Origin of the sequence: Halorubrum depositum (assembly GCF_007671725.1) — an archaeon.
Lineage (GTDB): Archaea > Halobacteriota > Halobacteria > Halobacteriales > Haloferacaceae > Halorubrum > Halorubrum depositum.
The window spans coordinates 112,321-133,339 of sequence record NZ_VCNM01000002.1 but is presented as its reverse complement, the minus strand read 5'-3'; the positions used below and the strand labels follow the sequence as shown (position 1 = coordinate 133,339).

Genomic DNA, 21,019 nt, shown 5'->3' with positions numbered 1-21,019 from the left:
CAGGAATACAACGATCGGTCGGGTACGGTAGCGCAACCTATGGAAGACCAGCGGTTCCTCGAGTCCGAGTGGGATTACTGTCTGGTCCTCGACGCGTGCCGGTACGACGTGTTCGAGGACGTGTACGACGAGTACCTCGACGGCGACCTCGAGAAGCGCTGGAGCGTCGGCTCGTCGACGCCGGAGTGGGCCTACCGGACGTTCACCGGCGACCACGACATCGCCTACTTCTCGGGGAATCCCTTCATCAACGACCTCGGCGTCCCGCTGAACGAGCTGAAGTGGGGCGCGAGCTGCGACTACGAGTGGACCGCCTCCGAGCACATCAGCGACATCCATGACGTCTGGAAGACCGGCTGGGACGACGACCTCGGCACGGTCCCGCCGGAGGGGCTCGCGGAGGCGTTCAGGGACAACCCCGAGGCCGTCGAGCGCGCCGACCGGACGGTGCTCCACTACATGCAGCCGCACGCCCCGTACCTCTCGCGCGGGAAGGGCCAGAAGCTCAAACAGATCCAGAAGGGGATCAAACGGCAGGAGGAAGAGGAGGCCGGCGAGAGCGGCGACGCCGAGGCGGGGGACGACGGCGGGATCCTCTCCTCGCTCACCGACTCGGTCCGGCCGAAGATCGAGAGCCGGTTGGACGACAGCGAGTTCGCACAGAAGGCGGGGCTGTGGCTGGAGCTCGACCCGGCCGATCTCGTGAAGGACGGCACGCGCGTCACCGCGCTCCGTCTCTACGAGGAGAACCTCCGTATCGCCCTCGAATCGGTCGCTGAGCTGGTCGACGAGCTCGACGGAACCGTCGTCGTCACCGCCGACCACGGCGAGGCGTTCGGCGAAGAGGGCGTGTGGGAACACCACATCGAGACGCACATCCCGCCGCTGATGGAGGTCCCGTGGCTGGAAGTGAAGTGAGCGCCGGCCGGACACGCGTCGCCCCGGCGACTCACGCCGCGCCCCCGCGATGAAGGTCAGCCACTACTTCGAGTTCGAAGACCACGTGACGGGCGGCATCAAGGAGTCGGTCGTCCACCAGCGGAAGATGCTCGATCGAGTCGGGATCGAGTACACCACCGAGCCGACCCTCGACGCCGACGTGCTCCACTGCAACCTGATGGGGCCGCGCTCGGCGTGGTACGCGAAGCGGGCGCGCGACCGCGGCGTGCCGGTGGTGGCGCACACCCACGTCACCGCCGAGGACTTCGGCGACAGCTTCCGGTTCACCAACGCGCTCGCGAAGCCGCTCAGGCCCTACCTGCGCCGGGCATACGGGCTCGCCGACGCGCTCGTCTGTCCCTCCGAGTACAACCGCGGCGTGATCGAGGGGTACACCGACGCCCCGACAACCGTCATCTCGAACGGCGTCGACCGCGAGAAGCTGGCGGGGTTCGAGTCGCTGGAAGACGAATACCGCGAGCGGTACGACCTAGAGCCCCCCACCGTCTTCCTCGTCGGCCACGTGATCAAGCGGAAGGGGTTAGAGACGTTCGTGGAGGTCGCCCGCGAACTCCCCGACGTCGACTTCGCGTGGTTCGGCCCGCTCGACCTGTCCCTGAAGGGCCGCGAGACAACCCGACTCATCGAGGAGTCGCCCGACAACTGCACGTTCACAGGCTTCGTCGACGACGTCCGCGGCGCGTTCGCCGCGGGCGACGTGTTCCTGTTCCCGACCCACGAGGAGAACGAGGGGATCGCGCTGCTGGAGGCGATGACCGCCGGAAAGGCGGTCGTCGTCCGCGACATCGAGACGTTCTCGTGGCTCGACGACGGCGAGGACTGCCTCAAGATCGACCCCGCCGACGGCGACGCCGAGACGGAGGCGTTCGCGGACGCGATCCGGCGGCTGGAAGACCCCGCGCTCCGCGAGCGGCTCGGGTCGAACGCGGCCGCCCGCAGCGAGGCGTTCTCGCTCGACGCGATCGCGGAGCGGTACCGGTCGCTGTACGAGCGGCTGGTCTGAGGCCGGCCCGCCGTCAGTCGGGCGTTTTTCTCTCCCGGCGGCAGTCTTGTCCAAACCGCAGTTGGTATGACCCTGAACCTACTCCCTGCAGGTAACATGACACGCGTGAGCGTCATCGGCTGCGGGAACATGGGGGGTGCCCTGTTGCGCGGCCTCGCGAGAACCGGCTCGTATCACCTGACGGCGATCGACCTCGATCCCGACGCGCTCGCCGCCGTCGCGGACGCCGCCGACGAGACGACGGACGACGTCGACGCGGCGAAAGAGGCCGACGTCGTGGTCCTCGCCGTGAAACCGGACGTGGCCGAGCACGTCCTCGCGGACCTCGACCTCTCCGCCGACCAGCAGCTCGTGACGCTCGCCGCGGGGCTCCCCCGCGGGTACGTCGACGAGCGAACGCCCGCCACGGTCGTCCGGATTATGCCCAACCTCGCGGCCGAGACCGGCGACATGGCCGCGGCGGCGACGAACGAGGGTCTCACCGACGAGGTCCGCGCGATGCTCGACGACGCCGGCGAGTTCGTCGAGGTCGACGAGTCGCTGATGGACGTCTCGACCGCGGTCAACGGCAGCGGCCCCGCCTTCGCCTTCTACCTCATCGACGCGGTGAAACGGGCCGGGATCGACGGCGGGCTCGAACCCGAACAGGCGGAGACGCTCGCCGCGCAGACGTTCAAGGGCGCGGCCGAGACGGTGCTCCGCGACGACCGGAGCGTCGACGAGCTGATCGACGCCGTCTGCTCGCCGAACGGGACGACGATCGAGGGGATGGAGGTCCTCTGGGACAGCGACGCCGACGAGGCGGTGATCGACGCCGTCGCGGCGGCCGAGGAGCGCTCGCGGGAGCTCGCCGAGGCGTTCGATGACGAGTGAGGGGACCGCGGTCGGAGCCGTGGACGCCGACGCCGTCGACCGCGCGCGGACCGCGGCCGCCGAGGCCGACCGCGTGGTGGTGAAGGCCGGCACCAACTCCCTGACCGACGAGGACTCGCGGCTCGACCGCGTGAAGCTCGACAAGCTCGTCGCCGACGTGATGGACCTCCGGCGGCGGGGCAAGGAGGTCGTCCTCGTCTCCTCGGGCGCCGTCGGCGCCGGGATCGGTCGGCTCGGAAACGGCGGCTCCGCCGCGGTCGACGTCGACATCGACCGCGGAAGCGACGTGATCGACGAGCGCCAGGCGCTGTCGACGGTCGGCCAGAGCCTCCTGATGCGCCACTACACGCAGAGCTTCGACCGATACGAGCAGCCGGTCGCGCAGATCCTCGTGACCGGCGCCGACCTCGACGCGCCGGAGCGGTTCGACAACTTCACGAACACCGTCGAGACCCTGCTGGACTGGGGCGTCGTCCCCGTCATCAACGAGAACGACGCGGTCGCGACCGACGAGCTGCGGATCGGCGACAACGACATGCTGTCGGCGTCGGCCGCGATGGCGCTCGACGTCGATCTGCTGGTCACGCTCACCGACGTCGACGGTGTGTACACCGGGAACCCGAAGCGCGACCCGGAGGCGACCGTCATCGAGGCGGTCGGAACGAACTACGACGCCGTCCGCGAGCTCGTCGGCGACAGCACCGCCACCGACTTCGGCGGGATCCAGACGAAGGTGGAGGGCGCGCGCGACGTCGCCGAGAGCGGTACCCCCGCCGTCATCGCCGGGTCCGCCACCCGAGACGTGTTAGCGCGGATCGCAGCCGGTAAACCGACGGGCACGCTATTCGTGCCGACATCGGGTGAGACGAATGAGTGAGACCACCGAGATCGAGCGCGACACGGACGAACTGGTCGAACAGAGCGGGCGGGCCGCCCTGCGGCTCGCCAACGCCGACGAGGCGACCCGAGACGCGGCGCTCCGGTCGATCGCCGACGCCCTCCGCGCGAACGAGGCGGAGATCCTCGACGCGAACGCGCGGGACGTCGAGGCGGCCGAGGAGATGCTGGCGGCCGGCGAGTACACGCAGGCGCTCGTCGACCGCCTGAAGCTCGACGCCGCGAAGCTCGAGGACATCGCCGGAATGGTCGAGTCCGTCGCCGGGCAGGACGACCCCCTCGGCCGGACGCTCGCGGCCCGCGAACTCGACGAGGGGCTGGAGCTGTTCCGGGTGTCGGTGCCGATCGGCGTGGTCGCGACCGTCTTCGAGTCGCGGCCGGACGCGCTCGTCCAGATCGCGGCGCTCGCCCTGAAGTCCGGCAACGCCGTCATCCTCAAGGGCGGCAGCGAGGCGAGCGAGTCGAACCGCGTCCTCCACCGCGTGATCCGCGAGGCGACCGCCGACCTCCCCGACGGCTGGGCGGGGCTCGTCGAGGCCCACGAGGAGGTCGACCGCCTCCTCGAGCGCGACGACGCCGTCGACCTGGTGATGCCGCGCGGCTCCTCGGAGTTCGTCTCCTACATCCAGGACAACACGCAGATCCCCGTGCTCGGCCACACGGAGGGGGTCTGTCACGTCTACGTCGACGACGAGGCCGACCTCGAGATGGCCGCCGACGTCGCCTTCGACGCGAAGGTCCAGTACCCGGCGGTGTGTAACGCGGTCGAAACGCTGCTCGTGAACGAGTCCGTCGCGCCGGACCTCCTCCCCGACCTCGTCGAGCGTTACGAGGAGGCCGGCGTCGAGCTCCGCGGCGACGCGGCGACCCGGGAGATCGTCGACGTCGGCGCGGCGACCGACGACGACTGGGACACGGAGTACGGCGACCTCGAACTGTCGATCAAGCTCGTCGACGACGTCTACGAGGCGGTCGAGCACGTCAACGCGCACGGCTCCAAACACACGGAGTCCATCGTCACGGAGGACCGCTCTGCCGCCGACGCGTTCATGACCGGGATCGACGCCGCGAGCGTCTTCCACAACGCCTCCACCCGCTTCGCCGACGGCTACCGCTACGGGCTCGGCGCCGAGGTGGGTATCTCGACCGGAAAGGTCCACGCGCGCGGCCCGGTCGGGTTGGAGGGACTGACGACGTACAAGTACTACCTCGAGGGCGACGGGCACCTCGTCGCGAGCTACAGCGGCGAGGACGCGCTCCCGTTCACCCACCGCGAGCTCGACGCCGAGTGGGAGTTCGGCGGACGCTAGATCTCCGCTCGTCCATTCTCTCGGCTCGTTTTCCTCAGATTCCGGCAGTTCGGATTCTCCGTTTGCGTGGCTCGCTTCGTGCATAACCTTGGAGGATGTGTTTGATGCGTGCCTTCTATTTTCTACTTAAATATATGGAATAATATACACACTCTAGCATCGCTTTCTATTTTTCATTGAATTCGCAGAGCTCGTTCGAGAGATACACCAGACGACACAAATCCGTACGCAACCGAGAACGACTATGATCGAGTCGCTCCTCCGAATTGACGTCGTCCTCTTCGTTCTCATCGGCGTGCTCGGCGGCGCACACTGTATCGGGATGTGTGGGCCGTTAGTGACGATGTACTCGAAACAAATGACGCCGCAGTCCGATGGCGGAACGGTGACAGCCAACGACGGGCGTGCCGGTCATCTCACGACCTACGAGGTTCGCCAGCACTTCCTGTTCAACGTCGGCCGAGCGACGACATACGCAATTCTCGGGACTCTCTTCGGCGCGCTCGGAAGTGTCGTGTTCGTCACCGCTGACCAGCTGACACCGATCGCCGACCTCCTGCGAGGTGTTGTCGGTCTTGCGGTCGGAGGGTTCATTGTGGCGACAGGCGTTCGATATGTGATTGGAGGAAGCGGAGGCGATATTCGAATACCCGGCGTCCAGCGCGTTACGTCGTGGCTCGCAACGAGAGTCCATCGGCACGTCAACAGCCCGAGTATTGTTGGGCTCGGGGCCGTCCACGCGTTTCTTCCCTGCCCGATGCTGTATCCCGCGTATCTGTTCGCCTTCGCGAGCGGCTCCCCGACCACCGGTGGAATCGCTCTCGGTGCCCTCGGTATTGGGACGATTCCGGCCGTCTTCCTCTATGGGACGATTATCCAGTCGATTGACGTTGCCCACCGGCGTCGTGTTCATCGGCTACTCGGCGTGGTGTTCGTCGTGCTGGGGTACGTGCTGCTCGCGCACGGGCTGATGGCGCTCGGTGTTCATCTTCCACACCCGATGTTCCCGCATTACCAGCCCCTCGGGGGCGCGATGGGGCACTGACCGAGCACTGGACCTTTTTTCTGGCTCGATATCGGCGACGGGCCCCCAATCAACAACTACGATGCGGAAAACGACGGTAGCTGGCCTCCCGGAACCCAAGAACTGTCACGCGGTGGCAACTCGTCCGAGGTCGTCGACGAGCCGTTCGATGTCGGTTCGCGGGCCCCGTGGGTACGCCCGCTCGATGATCCCTTGCTTATTGGCGAGGATGATGAGCCCGTAGTGCGGGAAGCGATACTCTAAATTCTCGATGTCATCTGCCGGTTGCTTCTCGATCTTCAGACCGAAGTGCTCGTCGTGTATCTCTTGGGCCCGCTCGTAGGTCTCTGGGCGGAGGAAGTGCCAGTTCCCCGCGTCGAGGTCGACCCCCTGCTGGCCGGCGTACTCGCGGAGGGCCTCGGCGGTGTCGCGCTCGGGATCGAACGTGATGGGGAGAAACGCGACTTGGTCGCCGTATCCCACCTCGGCGGCGGCCTCCTGTCCGCGACGGAGCCGGAGAATGAGTGCGGGACACACCCCGTCCGGACAGTTGGTGTAAAATGACGTCCACAGCACCGCGCGCTCGCCCTCGAACTGGGCCGTCGATATCTCCTCGCCGTGGATCGGGTCGGGGACGGTGAACTCGGGCATGTTGTCACCGTAGCTCGGGAATGATGCCTCGCTGAGGTCTCGCTCCGGCGGTCCGAGAACGGTTCCTTCGGCGCCACTACTGCCAAGGACACCAAGACAACCGGCAGTGCCGGCGGTGACTCCCGCGACGCCGGCCGTTTTACAGAAACTCCGTCGGTCCATACGTTCGCGTATCGGTCCCGCGGTCTTGAGGTATCTGGTGTGACCTTCGAACGCGCCACTTGCGTCCGATCCGGGCGGGTCCAGCCAGTCGGCTCCTTATTCGAAGAGGCTGTCGACGCTTCGAATGAACCGGTCGACGAGCCGGTCTGGCAGCGAGGGCGACACCACCTCAAGCAACTCAGCCGTGCGGTCCGGGCGGGTCAGCGTGATCGTCATCGGGCGGTCGTCGGATTTCGTGACGATTCCAGCGTCGCTGAGGGTCGAGACGTGCCACGAGACCGTGCTCCGCGCGAGGTCCAATTCTGTGGTTAGTGTTTCCGGGCGAAGAGGACCGTCCGCATGGAGCCGCAGTACGATCTCGCGGGCGGTCTCACGTCGAAGGAACGCGAGAGCACGCCGCTCCCACGGGTCGAACGACGGGTCGAAGTAGTGAGTTTGACCAGCGATCCGCTCGACGATCAACTCCTCGTCGTTCACCAGTCGCCGAAGGTGGTACTGCGCCTGTCCGGTGGCGATGTCCAGATCGCGTTCCACCTGGTTGAAGTGGACGCCGGGTGTCTCCCGGACGTGTTGTCGCACCCGATCTCTGGTCGTCGCCATCGTGAGTATTCGCCAGTAATCGGCTGAGAGATAAAACCTGTCGGGGCGTTCTCCTCGCACGGGAACGTTCCGCCCCGTGTCTTCTTATCACTTCGAACGCATACTGACCAGTGTCGTGATCGCATCTCTCACCACTCGGGCCGTCTTCCCGGCGTTCGTGCCACTCACCGTCCAAGGGTCGCCCGTGCTACTGGCCGTCATCGCGTGCGCCGGGATCGGAACCGGTATACTGTTTCTCGTGAGTCTCGTCGCGTATCGACGCCGCCAGACCGGCCAGTACCGACTGATCAGCGCTGCGGTCGGCGTGCTCGTTCTGCGGTCGCTGGTCGGTGCCGGGACCGTGTTGGGGATCGTCCCGATGCCGGTTCATCACTTCGTCGAACACAGCCTCGATTTCCTGATCGCCGCGATGGTTCTCTACGCGGTGTATGCGTACGCGCCGGGCTCACTAAGTGACAGCTCCACTGCGGACTGACTCGACCAGACCCAATCGCAACTGTGCCCGCGCTGTGACAATCGGTGACCGCCTCTCTCCCGATCCGTCCGGTTCGTCCACTCAGTTTTCCGATTGTCGAATCCCTTCGATCAGGGTGCGGTCGATCTCTTCGTAATCAAACATCTGGCCGCTGTGGGTGTCGATGAACGATTGGGCCTCCTCTTGGTCCGAGAACGGGTGGAGCGCCGGGCCCATCCCACCCATCACGTCGCTTTCGGCGACGTAGAGGAGGTCGGTTGCGTCGGCGAACGTCTCCGGTGCCGTCGGCGACGGCATTCGCGGCGCACCGTCACGCTGCCGCACGGTGTACTCGACGCGCGAGAAGTCGGTTACGTAGACGACGACCGGCTCCCAGCCGCGGTCCAGCCGATCGAAGTGGTAGGGAAAGAAGCTGTGGACGAGGGTGTGGAACCACGCCGGATTGCCCTCGTCCCGCGGATCGGCGTCTCGGTAGAAGATCTGCCCGTTTGCGCCCCCGTGAGGGCCGATCGCCATCCCGTGGTCGGTGTCGAACTCTCCCTCAAGATCTGCCGGGTCGGGGAGCGTTTCCTCGGAGGCGCTCCCGCCGAGACAGCCGGCGAGTCCGGTGACCGCACCGCCGATCCCGGTAGCGATGACGCGGCGTCGGTTCATACCCATGCTTACGCTCACCCGATCATATCCGTTCTGGTGGGAACGTCGAATTCGCCTCACACAACGATTGGGTGCGTTGATGCCGCGAAGGGAACGGACGACTCGAATTCCGATACGATCCCGCGACCGGATTCCTCACTCCGCGAACCGGAATCGGCTCCGTTCGATTGCGGTACTCATGCGCTCCCGGAAGACGAGAGTTCCGACCGAAGCGAGGCTTCCGAAGAGCGTCCACCCCGCAAGCGAGCCGACCGCCCGGCCGACGTCGACGACGTTCCCCTCCTGCGCGAACGAAACGCCGATCACGGTCTCGAAGACGAGCCCTCGGAAGGCTCCGTTCGGCATGAGCGCGGCTCGTCCGGCGACTGTCGACGGGTCGGCACCAGCCATCAACGACTGAATGAGCGCTAGGTCGCCGCCGAGCGTACCGACGAGGAACGCGAGGACCGCGAGCGCGGCCGCGCCCCGCCGGCTCGTCGCTGCTGCCGACACCCACATCGACAGGGCGAGGAACGCCGCTCCGAACAGCGTGATCAGTGCGAGAAAACGGACGTACAGCAGCGGCGAGTCGACGCCCGCGTGGGTCGCGAAGATTCCGGTGTCAGGGGCGGCGGTCAGCCAGACGTAGCCGCCGATCACGGCGAATGGGAGGCCGACGACCGCAACCAACGCGACCAGCCGTGCAAGCAGGACGCCGACGACGTAGCCCGCGACGCCAACCGGATACGTCCGGATCACGGCGAACTCGCCGCTGACCGCGTCCGCCAACAGCGCCCGATACCCCAGCACGACCGCGAGCAGCGGCACCAGCAGCTCGGCCGGCAGGAGAAGGTCGACAACCGCCGGAACGAACCCCGTCGCGCCACCGCCACCGACGGCGACCAGAAGCCAGAGCACGGCGAGTAAGCCGACAGCGAGGACGCCGTAGCCGGGCGTGCGCAGGACTCTCGCGAGCTCTCGCCGGAACACGGTCCCCGCGCCGGCAAACGCGTCGGTCACGCCGAGATCCCCGGTCATCGTTCGGATACCCCCGTCACGTGGACATCGCGGTCGCCGTCGTCGCCGGACATGTTTTGCTCGTCTTCGGCCGCCGCACCGCTTCTCGCTGGGTCTGCGTCGTCGGCGGTCCCGGACAGGGCAGCGTCGCGTCCCGCGGCTTCGTACAGCGCCGCGGTCGTGTCGACGCCGTACTCGTTGCGGAGGGCGTCGAGGTCGCCGGCGGCTACGACCCGTCCGCGGGCGAGCATGACGACGCGATCAGCGTGGGCATCAACGAGGTCGAGATTGTGTGTACTCACGACGACCGTCACGTCGTCGGTCGCGTGGGCGGCCGCAGTCCGGAACGCCCGCTCGCGCATTCCGGGGTCGAGCCCGCTGGCCGGCTCGTCGAGCACGACGAGCGGCGGATCGCCCAGCATCGCCTGTGCGATGCCGAGAAGCCGCTGCATCCCACCCGAGAGATCCTCGACCGGTTTGTCGGCGGCGTCCGACAGTCCGACCGACGCGAGCGCGGCGTCGGGATCTCCGTCAACAAGTCGCGCGTAGAACGCGAGCGTTTCCCGAGCGGTGAATCCCTCACGAAACGGGACCTGCTGAGGGAGGTAACCGATGGACTTCCCACTCCCGTCCTCGGCGTTCGGCCGTCGGATCTCCCCGGTGATCGGGGGAACGGTTTCCGCGAGCGCACCAAGCAGCGTCGACTTTCCGGAGCCATTCGGCCCGATCACCGCGGTGAGTCCCGGCCCGAACGCGAGTGACACCGAATCGAGCACCGGCACGCCGCCGTACGTCCGGGTGAGGTCGTCGACGACCACGCGATCGGGTTCAGCGCCGTCGACCGTCGACCCGGCGTCGGGCGTCCCCTCCGTCGACGAGCGCTCGGTCACGGAGACGCCTCCTCGACCGCCGCCTGTTCGTTCGGCTCGATGCCCCAGATCGGTCGCATTTCGTTTCGGTCGTCCGCGGTCATAGGTTGGTCGTCAAGTTGCCGAGCAGCGTGGCCGCGGTCATCGATCTGCGCCCGCCAGTCGGCGTGGACCGCCGTCCCGTTCGGGTCTGCGGCCGCTGCGACCCGATCGGGAGCGTACGGCTCCCGCGCCGGCGCGGGATCGATGATACTCCCAGAACGCGCCCCCGCGACGGTGCCACGGAGCCGTTCGAGAAGTTCGTTCACCGGCGACTCGCGGAGCGCAACGACGGCCGGTTCCCGGTGGAGGGCGGCGTCGATCGGCGACGTCGGGCGGTAGGCGCGCTCGCCCGACTCGTGGAGTCCCGCGTTCGCTCCCTCCCAGTAGGTGCCGCGGTCGCCGTCGGCCCACACGCGTAGCGGCCCTGCTCCCGCCCTAGCGTGATGGTCGTTCCCCACGAAGTCGTTTGCGACCACACGGCTCGCAGGCACGACCGTCGTCGCTCGTGCGCCCACCTCGTTGTCCACGACGACGTTGTGCTCGTATAGCGATCCGCGCGAGCTGGTGGAAAAGCCCAGATCGTTGTGTGCGAGCGTGTTGTATCCGACGTACGTCAGCGTGCCGGACGCCTGTATCCCGGCCGCTGAGCCGCGCACGTCGTTGCCGACGATCGCGTTGCGGGCAGGTCGAGTCATTACGGTGATCCCCGCGAAGATTTCGTCCCGGAACGAGTTGTCCGCGATCAGGGCGTCGCCGGTGTACATGAGATGGACGCCGTAACGGTTCTCTCTGAACGTCGAGTTTCTGACAACCGATCCGTCGGCGCGGTGAAGGTATATCCCGTCACGACCGTTCGTGAACGTCCCGTTGGTGACCGTGACTTGAGACTCCATTCCGGTGATTCCCATGAAGCCGTCGTTCCACTCGGCCGTTCCGTTGACCTCGATATCACGGATCACCGCGTCTGATCTGTCCCGCAGGAGAACGCCGCTCGCGTTCGTGTCGATCATCACGTCGTCAACGAACAACCCCGGCGCGCCGAGTCCGCGGATCCCGGCGTCGCCGTAGCCGTATCCGAGTTGGATGTTCGTGTCCCACGACTCCGTCTTGTTTCCTTGCGCGGCCTCTTCGGCCCGTCGTTGGGCCGCTTCGGGATCCCGAGTCCGATTACCGGTGCCGTCGATCGTCAGTCCCGTGACCGCGACGTTCGGAGCCCGGACGGTGATCACCGAACCGTTTCCGCCGCCGCTGACGTGTGCGCCTTCGCCGGCGATCGTGAGCGGTTTCGTGACATTGACCCGCTCCTCGTAGGATCCTGACGGCACGACGACCGTCGTGTTCGGCGGGGCCGCGTCGACCGCGGCCGAAATCGTCTCGGCATCCTCACCGACGGTGACCGAGACGGGGCGGTCGGCGGTTCGCTCTGCGGCTGTGACCCGTCTGTCCGCCACCTCCCACCGTTCCGGTGCCATCGCCCGCGCGACCGCCCCGGAGTCAACGTCGAACGATCGCGTCCGAAGCTCCGCCCAATCGACGATTTTCCCGCCATGGCTCCCGGTGAACGCTGTTGCCGCGTCCCGAGAGGAAAACGGGATAACCGTCTTGCCAGCCGGTGTCCGAGCCTCACTGCCGACAACGTAGACCGCTTCTTCGGCGGGCGTCCACGACGACGGTCTCGATTCGGCCGCTGTGAACAACCCCGTCTCAGTCGTCCCCGGCTCGGTTCCATCGAAGGTTTCGACGTACGCGACGAGCGGATAGCCGAACCGACGCTCGGTGTAGCCATCGTCGAGTCGATCGACGAAGGACTCGACGCCGTTGTATCCAATGACGTACTGGAGCTGCGAGTAAAACACCTGAACGCGCGGGATTCGGCCGGAGTCGGACATTAGCGAATCCGTTTCCGTAGACAGCCCGAGCTCGACGGTATCATCGTACGCGACGGGGTCAGGGGCGTTCGCCGCAGGGTCGGCAAGAAACGCTCCAGCGACGACGAGCCCGACGATGGCCGCGAATACGACAACCCAGGCAATCACAGCCCGCGATCGGTCGCTGTACGGGTCGAGAATCGCCACGAAACAGGTACACGTCGTCGGGATATATCTGATCTGGTTCGATTTTCGAATACGAACTCCTGTTAGTTGTGAACAAAAGCATCATACATCCTGTTTTTCGAAGGCTAGATCTCGTAACGCCTAGGACCATTCTTGTATGAGTAATTCTAATGAATCTTATTCCACGACGAATTTTCGAATGCGTTCGGTCTGTGAAGCGTATCAGCTAGGGATTTCCATCCGAAATGAACTCAAAGAGACCGATCTCGTTACCGTGTTCGAGAATCTCGGTCACGCGATAGACGCGATCGAAGACGGGTATCCAGCGTGGCATCCCGCCCCACTCTCCTTTCGCGCGATGGTCCTCTCGTTCGTGTTCATGGAGATAACGGGTGACTCGTACGCCGAGTTTTCTCGACGACTCACCCGGCAACCGGAAGTAGCGACTATCCTCGGCTTCAGTCGAATACCCGACGAATCAGCGTTCTCGCGGGCGTGGCGGAACCGGTTTGACGACGCGGTTCACGAGTACGTCCACGCTGCCGCTCACTTCGTTGTCAAAGAAGTCCATGATCGCAACATCTCAGCGCCCGAAGTCCGGCCAAAGGGAGAGATCGCCGACGATACTGGGGAAGCCGCAGACGCAGCAGAAGACGAATCCATCTCACAGGAGAAAATCATCCAGACGACGCGCCTCGCACGTGATCACACCTTCGGACACTTCGACTCTGGTCGGGCGTCGAACGCCTCGTACGAGGACACGCAATTTTTCGAGTTACAGACGTTCATGGGGATGGTTCGGTGCGGAACCGGGCAGGGAGCGACTCGCTTCCAATACCGTCGTGGGGAAGAGTACGGTCTCCACGGTGATACTCATCTCCGCGCAGTCAAGCAGTTCGATCCTGACGAGCTCGTGGACGGCTTCAACGAGACGACGGATCGCTTGCTCTCCGTGATCGCCTCTGAAGTGTCCCTTCGGAGACCAGTTACCGCTGCGATCGATATCACGACTGTCTCCTATTACAGGGATGTCGAAGGGATGCCGATGGTCAGTGGAACGAAGGGCAGAGACGATCGAGCGTTCAAATTCGCGACGCTCTCGATCATTGGACAGAATATTCCGCTCGTTCTCGCTGTTGAGCCAGTCCGGGAGAGTTCTGAATGGGATGAGAACCCATCGAATCAGATCCATCGTACTGTGCGCCGGCTCGTTCGACGAGCGAAAGAGCATGTTCCAATCAAGACAGTACTCTGTGACCGAGAGTTCGAATCGATGCGGGTGTTCCAGACTCTTTCGAACCTCGGTGTGAATTATCACATCCCAAAACGGATCTCCAGCACCGAGCGGGGGGTGTTTGACCAGATGGACGAAGACGGTCAGGCCGTAGCTGTGGAATCGTCTTCTGTCCACGTCGAAACGGGTTCGCACTCAATGCGGTTCCTGTAAACTCCACGGACTCGAATTTTATATAGCGACATACAGTTCATGTGGCGGGTTTCGAACGAGATATCGTTGCTTTCAGAAGGTCGAAATTTGGGAAAACTCCGGAATCATTACCATGCGCGCCCCCGCAGCGTCGGACATGGCCGACTCCGACTGGGGCGACTGGCTGCCGCGCGCGGTCGCGGACGCCGACCCCGACACCGTGTCGCTGTGGTACCTGGGCTGTAACGGCTTCGCGATCAAGGGGAGCGAGGGCACCGTCCTCTGGATCGACCCGTACGTCGGCACGGGCGACCCGCCTCGCACGGTGCGGATGATCCCGGTCCCCTTCGACCCCGCCGACGTCGACGTCGCGGACGCGGTCCTCGCGACCCACGAGCACACCGACCACGTCCACGGCCCCTCGCAGGCGCCGATCCTCGCGAACACCGACGCCGATTTCGTCGCGCCAGACGACTCCCTCGCGGTCGCGCGCGAGGACGAGGAGTGGACCGAGCACTGGGACGTCGACGGGGAGGCGTTCCTCGAGGTGACCGAGGGCGACGAGCTGAAGATCGGTGAGTTCAAGTTTCACGTCGTCGAAACGCACGACTCGGACGCCACGCACCCGGTCGGATACGTGATCGAACACGACGCCGGCACCGTGTTCCACGCCGGGGACAGCAAGCCCTCGGATTCGTTCCCGGGGCTCGCCGAGACGTTCGATATCGATCTCGGAATCTTAGCGTTCGGCTCGGTCGGCACCGTCCCCGACAAGGAGACGGGCGAGCCGGTTCGCACGAAGTGGTACAGCGACGAGAACGAGATCGCGAAGGCCGCCAGCGACCTCGAACTGGACCGACTCGTCCCGACGCACTGGGACATGTGGAAGGGGCTGACCGCGGACCCGACCGCGCTCCACGAGCACGTGCGGAGCTTCGAGCACCCGAACCGGCTGGAGATCGTCGAGATCGGCGACCGGATCGAGCTGTAGGCGGTCCGGTCGAGGGGGGCGAAACTCCCCCGCCACCACGGGGTTATCAACGCCGAAACCCGGCCCGTGGAATTTAAGCCCCTGCTCCGGGAGGGTCTCGGTATGAGCGAACGGACGGCGGAAGCGACGACGACCGTCGACGAGGACGGTATTCGCGTCGAGAAATCCTTCACCGACGACGCGTTCCCCGTGCCCGCGGTGATGTACGAGCTCTCCTCGACCCGCGAGGACCCCGTGCGCGTGCGCATCGTCGACCGGATCCCGGAGTCGTTCCCGATGGACCGCATCGGGTTCCACCCGGAGTATGAGAGCGAGAACTGGACCGCGTACAAGGACCACCGCGTCGAGTTCGAGCGCGTGCTCGACCCGGGCGACGAGATCGAGACCGTGTTCGGCATCCGCGACGACGACCCGGACCTCGACGGGTTCCTCGGTACGCCGGTCATCGAGCATGTCCCGGTCGGCGAGGAGATCGAGGACGTCCTCGGCACCGGCGACACCGACGCCGTCAGGGAGGTCCTCTCCGGCGACCGCGCCACACTCCCCGGCATGGAGGATCCGGTCGGTGACGACGACGGCGCGGAGGCGGACGGGGATGTCGCCGACGCCGAAGCGGACGACGAAACGCCCGAAACGGCGGACGAGGCGGCCGTCTCGGAGGCAGAAGAGTCCGTCGACGAATCCGACGAACGGCCCGACGCGCCCGACCCCCGAGCCGTCTCAGCGGACGGCACCGCGGCGGTCACGGTGCGCGGCGACGAGGGCGGCGACGACACGGCGCCGGCGGACGAGTCGGATCTCTCGCCCGAGACCGACGACGCGGTCGAAGCTGCCGACGCGACCGACGAGTCCGCGGCAACGGACGAGTCCGCCGCCGGTTCCGCTCTGGCTGCGGCCCCGGAGAGCGGTCTCGCGGCCGCGCTGGCCGCCGAGATCCGCGCCGGCGAGGTCGCGGAAGAGGACCTCGACACCCTCGAGGAGGAGCTCGGCGCCAGCGTCCCGCGGAGCGTCGACGTCCGGATCGCCCGGCTCCAGTCGAGCGTCGCCGACATCGAGGCGTACGCCGACGCGCTCGCGGAGTTCATCGACGGCGAGGGGACGGCCCGAGAGATCCTCGACGAGCTCGACCGCAAGGTGGAGGCCGTCGAGTCGGAGATGGACGCGCTCGACGACAGGGTCGACGCGGCCGACGCGGACCGGGAGGACCTTCGCGAGACGGTCGGGCGGGTGGACGACTCCGTCGAGGCGGTGTCGACGGAGGTCGACGGCGTGACCGAGCGCGTAGACGGCGTCAGCGACCGGGTGGACGGCGTCGAAGCTACCGTCGAGACCGTCACGGACGACGTCTCGCGGATCGACGAGGAGACGGCCGCGCTCGACGAGGCGCTCGACGACGTCGGCGACGACGTCGAGACGCTGTACGAGGAGGTCGACACCGCCGCCGCCGCGGCCGAGTCGACGGCGGACCGCGTCGACGACGTGGAGTCCCGGCTGGGCCGCTTCGACGAGGAGTTCGACGACCTGTGGGACGACCTCGCGGAGGTCGACACCAGGCTGACGGAGATCGAGGACCGGCTCGGCGAGGACCTCGACGACGTCGAAGCGGAGATCGAGGCCATCAACGACCACCTGGAGGAGCTCGAAGCGTTCCGCAAGCGGCTCAACGAGGCGTTCGGGCCGTAAGGGCGACGTCTCGATCGAATCCCTTTCCTCCGCTGTCGCTGAGAGCGACCGTCGTTCCCCGCCGACCGAAAGCGCAACCCGTTTTAGCCGCGGCGACGCACCTGGGGTAATGAGCGAACCGGTGCCGGTCGCCGTTCCGCGGAAGGGCCGACCCCTCGAAGCGGTCCTCGAACGGATCGCGAGCGTCGGCCGCGACGACCGGCTGGATCGGCTCGCGGACGGCGTGAGCAACACGCTCCGCTACGAGAAGGCGATCACGAAGGACCGCGTCGAGGCCGACGACGGCCCCTACGAGCGGCTGGCCGAGTACTCCGACCCGGACGCCCCGGCCGAGCCGGAGTTCACGCTGCTGCGCGACGACCGCGACGGGAAGCCCCGTCGGATCGTCTTCGACGCCGCGACCGTCGACCTCGGCGACGTGGAGCTGAAGCTCGTCGGCCGCGAGGAGCCGTTTCGCGCCCTCCGCACCCACGAGTTCGCGCTCGGATTCGACTCGGCGGACCTCGTCTTAGAGGAGGTCGTCGGGATCCGTCCGGAGGGGCTCGGCGAGATCGCCGACGTCAACGAGCGGATCGACCCGGTCGACACCGACGTCCGCGTCGTCAACGGGCTCGGGGACACCGTCTACCACACCCTGATGGCCAGACCGGAGCGGATCGAGCCGGGGGCCGACCTCGATCGCGCGTTCCTCGCCGGCTACGAGGGCCCGCTCTGTATCTCGCCCCGGTACGAGCGGCTCGTCACGGCGGTGTTGGGAACGGACGCCCTCGACGGCGTCGAGTTCGTCTATCCGAACCCCGACGAGGAGGAGGAGGCGGGCATCGCCCGAGCGGGCGTCGGCGTCTACCTCACCGTTACCGGGTCGACCGCCCGCGACCACGGTCTCGTCGTCGGGGAACACCTCTTCCCGAGCGAGACCGTCTTGATGCGGAACGCGGCCGAAAGCGACCCGCGAGTCGAGCGCGCGATAGCCGCCCTCGACGTCGCGGACGCGACCTCCGAGATCCGAATCTGATCCCGGCAGTTTCTATAGCGACATACGATACACTCGTCGCGGACGAACCGTGATAGCGCCGGCAAATCGCCGACTCTACCGGCGAAGTGCCGGGTTCACTGCCACACGAGGCGCCGATAGAGCACCTTAGAGAGAGAAACGGCTTCAGGCCACAGAGGCGTACTAAAACCGAGAGAGACGACTCTGCGCGTCTCTCGGGACCTGGTGGCCGGGACCGGAACGGAAATTCGATAGGGCGAGCGACGGGAACCACCGGCCCGACGGCGACCCGGACGAACGAGACGTTAGTCTCGAGTGAGAGATCGAGCCGAATATTCTGACCGTTGGCGAACAACTGTTTTGAGTGTCACATATCTCGTATTCTAGTATTACCAGACAAGAAATCAGTACTAGATTCCTAGATAACAAAATTATAGCGATCCGGATAGGGACCTACAACCCAGTATAAGGTCACTTATCCGGAATTGTGGGATAGATTAAAGTCGGCGGCCGGAGAAGCCGAATCCGAACGATGAGCGACGATCGCCGCTCGGTAAAGACGTACGTTCCCGCCGAACAAAAGGATCGGTGGCGGAACCACGCGGACGAGCTCGGGATGTCCCAGAGCGAGTTCGTCAGGACGATGGTACAGGCCGGTCGGCGGGGGTTTTCGACGGGAGAATCCGAGAACCCCGCGGAACCCGATCCTTCGGGGGCTGACCCCAGGGGTGACGGCCTCGAAACGCAGGTCGAGACCGCCCTCGCAGATGGGCCGCTCTCGTGGGAGGAACTCGTCGAGTCGGTGGTCGGCGATTTCGAGGATCAACTGGAGGACGCGCTCGACGCGCTACAGGATCGCAACCGCGTCCGGTACAACGGGCGGAAGGGCGGGTACACCCTCACCGATGAGTAGCGCTCGCGCGCCGGAGGAGGTCTCTGACCCGGTGGGGTACTTCATCGAAGACCTCACCTACCACGGGAAGACGGAACGCACTCGGGAGTCGTACGAGCGCGTCCTGCGGCGGTTTGAGGCGTTTCTCGGCCCGGAGACGGCGCCCGCGTCGGCGATGCACCGCGACTGCATGTCGTTCGTCCACTCGCTGCGCGGCGACGTGGCGGACAGCACGGTGGCGACGTACGCCGCCTACCTGCACCGATTTTACGGATATATGACCGAGGTCGGCGTCTTCGAGGGGAACCCGATGACGCTCGTGATGGAGGAGATGGACGAAACGGTCGACAAGGACCCCGCTCGTCGCGACATCCCGATTCCGGCGATGCGCGAGTTCGTCGCCGGGATCCGCCATCCGCTCCATCGGGCCCTCGTCGTGACGCTGCTCAAGACCGGAATGCGGGTCGGAGAGTGCTGTAACCTCGATCTCCGCGATCTCGCCGTCGACGACGCCGAGATTCGGGAGACGTACGACCTCGGAACGCGTCACGTCCTCGCGGATCGCCCGAATTCGCTGTACGTGACGCCCGACGCGACCGTCGGAGAGGAGCTGAACGGCGAGGTTCGGACGGCCTCGAACAAGCGGAAGCGCGGGACGGTGATCCCCGTCGACGACGAGCTGGCACAGACGCTGAAGCGGTGGTTGGCGATCCGGCCCGACAGCCCCTCGCCGGCGGAGCCCCTGTTCGTCGGCACGGCGGAGGGGTGGGGCGAGCGGCTTGACCCGCAGGCGGTGCGACACGTCGTCGAGCGATACGCCCGGGATGCGGGCTGGTACCGGACGGGCGGCGGCGCCGCCGAGAACGTCACGCCGCACTACTTCCGGCACTTCTTCACGACGCATCTGCGCGACAGGACCGGTGACCGCGGCGTGGTCAAATACCTGCGGGGCGACGTCGCCGACGACGTGATCGACACCTACACGCACAACTGGGGGGATCAGGTCCGGGAGACGTACGAGGCGAACGTCTACCGGTTGTTGAGGTAGTTTCAGGGACCGAACCAAGTTTTGTTGTCTTGAAAGCGACGTGATTCGCGTCGTGAGCCAGACGCATAAATCACATACCGCTATACAATTTTTCGCCCTCGTTTGGATTCTCGCTGTCTCCCGAAATCCCCGGAGAGAACCGAGAGAGCTACGCTCCCCGAGACCTCCCGCAGCTCGCCGGTACGCGGTTCTCGGATGAGCGACCGGAGGTGGAGCGAGGCCTAAGCCGCGGTCGGGAGAGGGACTGAACACGTTCGGGGTAGTCCCCAAGGGGGCATGAGTCGTAGCGCGGGACGAGCACATGTTCGACGACCTCGACGTAGACCGGCGTCCCCTCGTCCTGATCTGGGAGGTGACGCAGGCGTGCGGGCTCGCCTGCCGTCACTGCCGGGCCGACGCGAAGCCGGAGCGTCACCCCGACGAGCTGACGACCGCCGAGGGGAAGCGGCTCCTCGACGACGCCGCGGAGTTCGGCGAGGGGCAACTGATCGTCCTCTCGGGAGGCGACCCGCTCGCCCGGGAGGACCTCCTTGAACTGGTGTCGTACGGCGACGACCTCGGCCACCGCATGACGATCACGCCGAGCGGGACGCAATCGCTGACGCCCGACCGCGTCGAGGCGCTCGCGGACGCGGGGATTCGGCGGATGGCGCTCAGCCTCGACGGGGCGACCCGCGAGAGCCACGACCGGTTCCGCGGCGAGGAGAGCTTCGCGGACACGCTGACCGCGGCGCGAGCGGCCCGCGACGCCGGGCTCCCGCTGCAGGTCAACACCACCGTCTGCGCCGATACCGTCGAAGATCTCCCGGCGATCCGCGACCGGGTGCGCGATCTCGGCGCGGTGCTCTGGAGCGTCTTCTTCCTCGTGCCCGTCGGTCGCGGGCGGATTCTAGACCCCATATCCCCTGAGCGCGCCGAGAGGGTGATGGAGTGGCTCCGCGACGTCGCCGAGGCGGAGCGGTTCGGCGTCAAGACCACCGAGGCGCCGTTCTACCGTCGGGTCGGACTCCAGCGCGACGGCGACGACGCCGGGGTCAGCCGTCGCGGCGGCATCACGGCCGGGAGAGGGTTCGCCTTCGTCAGCCACACCGGGGAGACGTACCCGTCGGGGTTCCTCCCGAAGTCCGCGGGCAACGTCCGGGACCGGTCCGTGGTCGACATCTATCGGAACTCGGAGCTGTTCGAGTCGCTTCGGGATCCGGACGAGTTCGCGGGTAAATGCGGCGCCTGCGAGTTCCGACAGGTCTGCGGGGGGAGCCGCTCCCGGGCGTTCGCGGCGACCGGGGACCCGACGGGGAGCGATCCGCTCTGTCCGTACGTGCCGGAGGGGTACGACGGCGAGCTGCCGGCGACGCTGACGGACGACGGAGCGGGCGTTCGCGACGCGGCGGACTGATATCGCGTCGCCGTCGGTG

Annotated in this window: 19 protein-coding genes and 1 pseudogene; 14 read left to right on the top strand and 6 right to left on the bottom strand. The window is 66.1% G+C overall.

The annotated features are described in order from the left end of the window. Positions 1–39: 39 nt before the first annotated feature. The 6 genes from FGM06_RS08185 to FGM06_RS08160 all read left to right on the top strand — a co-directional run bounded on the left by FGM06_RS08185 (position 40) and on the right by FGM06_RS08160 (position 6,088). Positions 40–918, top strand: coding sequence for a hypothetical protein (locus tag FGM06_RS08185; RefSeq protein ID WP_144798699.1), 879 nt, complete (start codon positions 40–42; stop codon positions 916–918). A 49-nt stretch (positions 919–967) separates the two neighbouring features. Next, positions 968–1,963, top strand: coding sequence for a glycosyltransferase family 4 protein (locus tag FGM06_RS08180; RefSeq protein WP_144798697.1), 996 nt, complete (start codon positions 968–970; stop codon positions 1,961–1,963). A 96-nt stretch (positions 1,964–2,059) separates the two neighbouring features. Then, positions 2,060–2,836: a pyrroline-5-carboxylate reductase gene (gene proC / locus FGM06_RS08175; protein ID WP_144799922.1), complete on the top strand. Its 777-nt coding sequence runs from the start codon at positions 2,060–2,062 to the stop codon at positions 2,834–2,836. Then, the gene (proB, locus tag FGM06_RS08170; protein ID WP_144798694.1) at positions 2,826–3,713 is read left to right on the top strand and encodes a glutamate 5-kinase; all 888 of its coding nucleotides are present in this window, start codon (positions 2,826–2,828) and stop codon (positions 3,711–3,713) included. Before proC ends, proB begins: the two co-directional genes overlap by 11 nt. After that, positions 3,706–5,043 carry a glutamate-5-semialdehyde dehydrogenase gene (locus FGM06_RS08165; protein WP_144798692.1) on the top strand — a complete coding sequence of 446 codons (1,338 nt, stop codon included), beginning with the start codon at positions 3,706–3,708 and terminating at the stop codon, positions 5,041–5,043. The genes proB and FGM06_RS08165 overlap by 8 nt, the downstream gene beginning before the upstream one ends. Positions 5,044–5,287: 244 nt before the next feature. After that, the gene (locus tag FGM06_RS08160) at positions 5,288–6,088 is read left to right on the top strand and encodes a sulfite exporter TauE/SafE family protein (protein ID WP_144798690.1); all 801 of its coding nucleotides are present in this window, start codon (positions 5,288–5,290) and stop codon (positions 6,086–6,088) included. A 105-nt stretch (positions 6,089–6,193) separates the two neighbouring features. Here the strand turns inward: FGM06_RS08160 and FGM06_RS08155 are convergent, their stop codons facing one another. Beyond that, complete coding sequence (locus tag FGM06_RS08155; protein WP_144798687.1) at positions 6,194–6,880, bottom strand: SCO family protein; 687 nt, start codon at positions 6,878–6,880, stop codon at positions 6,194–6,196. A 96-nt stretch (positions 6,881–6,976) separates the two neighbouring features. Continuing rightward, positions 6,977–7,480 carry a winged helix-turn-helix transcriptional regulator gene (locus FGM06_RS08150; RefSeq protein ID WP_144799921.1) on the bottom strand — a complete coding sequence of 168 codons (504 nt, stop codon included), beginning with the start codon at positions 7,478–7,480 and terminating at the stop codon, positions 6,977–6,979. Positions 7,481–7,595: 115 nt separating this feature from the next. Between FGM06_RS08150 and FGM06_RS08145 the strand changes: the two genes are divergently transcribed. Continuing rightward, the gene (locus tag FGM06_RS08145) at positions 7,596–7,955 is read left to right on the top strand and encodes a DUF7471 family protein (protein WP_186310991.1); all 360 of its coding nucleotides are present in this window, start codon (positions 7,596–7,598) and stop codon (positions 7,953–7,955) included. An 81-nt stretch (positions 7,956–8,036) separates the two neighbouring features. Here the strand turns inward: FGM06_RS08145 and FGM06_RS08140 are convergent, their stop codons facing one another. The 4 genes from FGM06_RS08140 to FGM06_RS08125 form a co-directional block, all read right to left on the bottom strand. Then, positions 8,037–8,609 carry a nitrous oxide reductase accessory protein NosL gene (locus tag FGM06_RS08140; RefSeq protein ID WP_144798683.1) on the bottom strand — a complete coding sequence of 191 codons (573 nt, stop codon included), beginning with the start codon at positions 8,607–8,609 and terminating at the stop codon, positions 8,037–8,039. Between the two features lie 135 nt (positions 8,610–8,744). Continuing rightward, on the bottom strand, positions 8,745–9,626 hold the full coding sequence (locus tag FGM06_RS08135) for a copper ABC transporter permease (RefSeq protein ID WP_186310990.1): 882 nt from the start codon (positions 9,624–9,626) through the stop codon (positions 8,745–8,747). Next, complete coding sequence (locus FGM06_RS08130) at positions 9,623–10,423, bottom strand: ABC transporter ATP-binding protein (RefSeq protein ID WP_186311031.1); 801 nt, start codon at positions 10,421–10,423, stop codon at positions 9,623–9,625. The genes FGM06_RS08135 and FGM06_RS08130 overlap by 4 nt, the downstream gene beginning before the upstream one ends. Before the next feature lie 68 nt (positions 10,424–10,491). Then, positions 10,492–12,591, bottom strand: coding sequence for a NosD domain-containing protein (locus FGM06_RS08125; protein ID WP_144798679.1), 2,100 nt, complete (start codon positions 12,589–12,591; stop codon positions 10,492–10,494). A 178-nt stretch (positions 12,592–12,769) separates the two neighbouring features. Here FGM06_RS08125 and FGM06_RS08120 point away from each other — a divergent pair. From FGM06_RS08120 to FGM06_RS08090, 7 genes and pseudogenes are all read left to right on the top strand, one after another. Then, positions 12,770–14,014, top strand: a pseudogene (locus tag FGM06_RS08120) (transposase); the annotation flags it as partial. A 139-nt stretch (positions 14,015–14,153) separates the two neighbouring features. Then, complete coding sequence (locus FGM06_RS08115) at positions 14,154–14,987, top strand: MBL fold metallo-hydrolase (RefSeq protein WP_144798677.1); 834 nt, start codon at positions 14,154–14,156, stop codon at positions 14,985–14,987. Positions 14,988–15,089: 102 nt separating this feature from the next. Continuing rightward, the gene (locus FGM06_RS08110) at positions 15,090–16,670 is read left to right on the top strand and encodes a hypothetical protein (protein WP_144798675.1); all 1,581 of its coding nucleotides are present in this window, start codon (positions 15,090–15,092) and stop codon (positions 16,668–16,670) included. A gap of 109 nt (positions 16,671–16,779) precedes the next feature. Further along, positions 16,780–17,685: a hypothetical protein gene (locus FGM06_RS08105; RefSeq protein WP_144798673.1), complete on the top strand. Its 906-nt coding sequence runs from the start codon at positions 16,780–16,782 to the stop codon at positions 17,683–17,685. A gap of 511 nt (positions 17,686–18,196) precedes the next feature. Then, positions 18,197–18,577 carry a DUF5805 domain-containing protein gene (locus FGM06_RS08100; protein ID WP_144798671.1) on the top strand — a complete coding sequence of 127 codons (381 nt, stop codon included), beginning with the start codon at positions 18,197–18,199 and terminating at the stop codon, positions 18,575–18,577. Further along, positions 18,570–19,604, top strand: a complete 1,035-nt coding sequence (locus tag FGM06_RS08095) for a tyrosine-type recombinase/integrase (RefSeq protein ID WP_144798669.1) — start codon at positions 18,570–18,572, stop codon at positions 19,602–19,604. The genes FGM06_RS08100 and FGM06_RS08095 overlap by 8 nt, the downstream gene beginning before the upstream one ends. A 301-nt stretch (positions 19,605–19,905) precedes the next feature. Continuing rightward, entirely contained in the window at positions 19,906–21,000 is a 1,095-nt protein-coding gene (locus tag FGM06_RS08090) for a radical SAM protein (RefSeq protein WP_144798667.1), read from the top strand. Positions 21,001–21,019 lie beyond the last annotated feature (19 nt).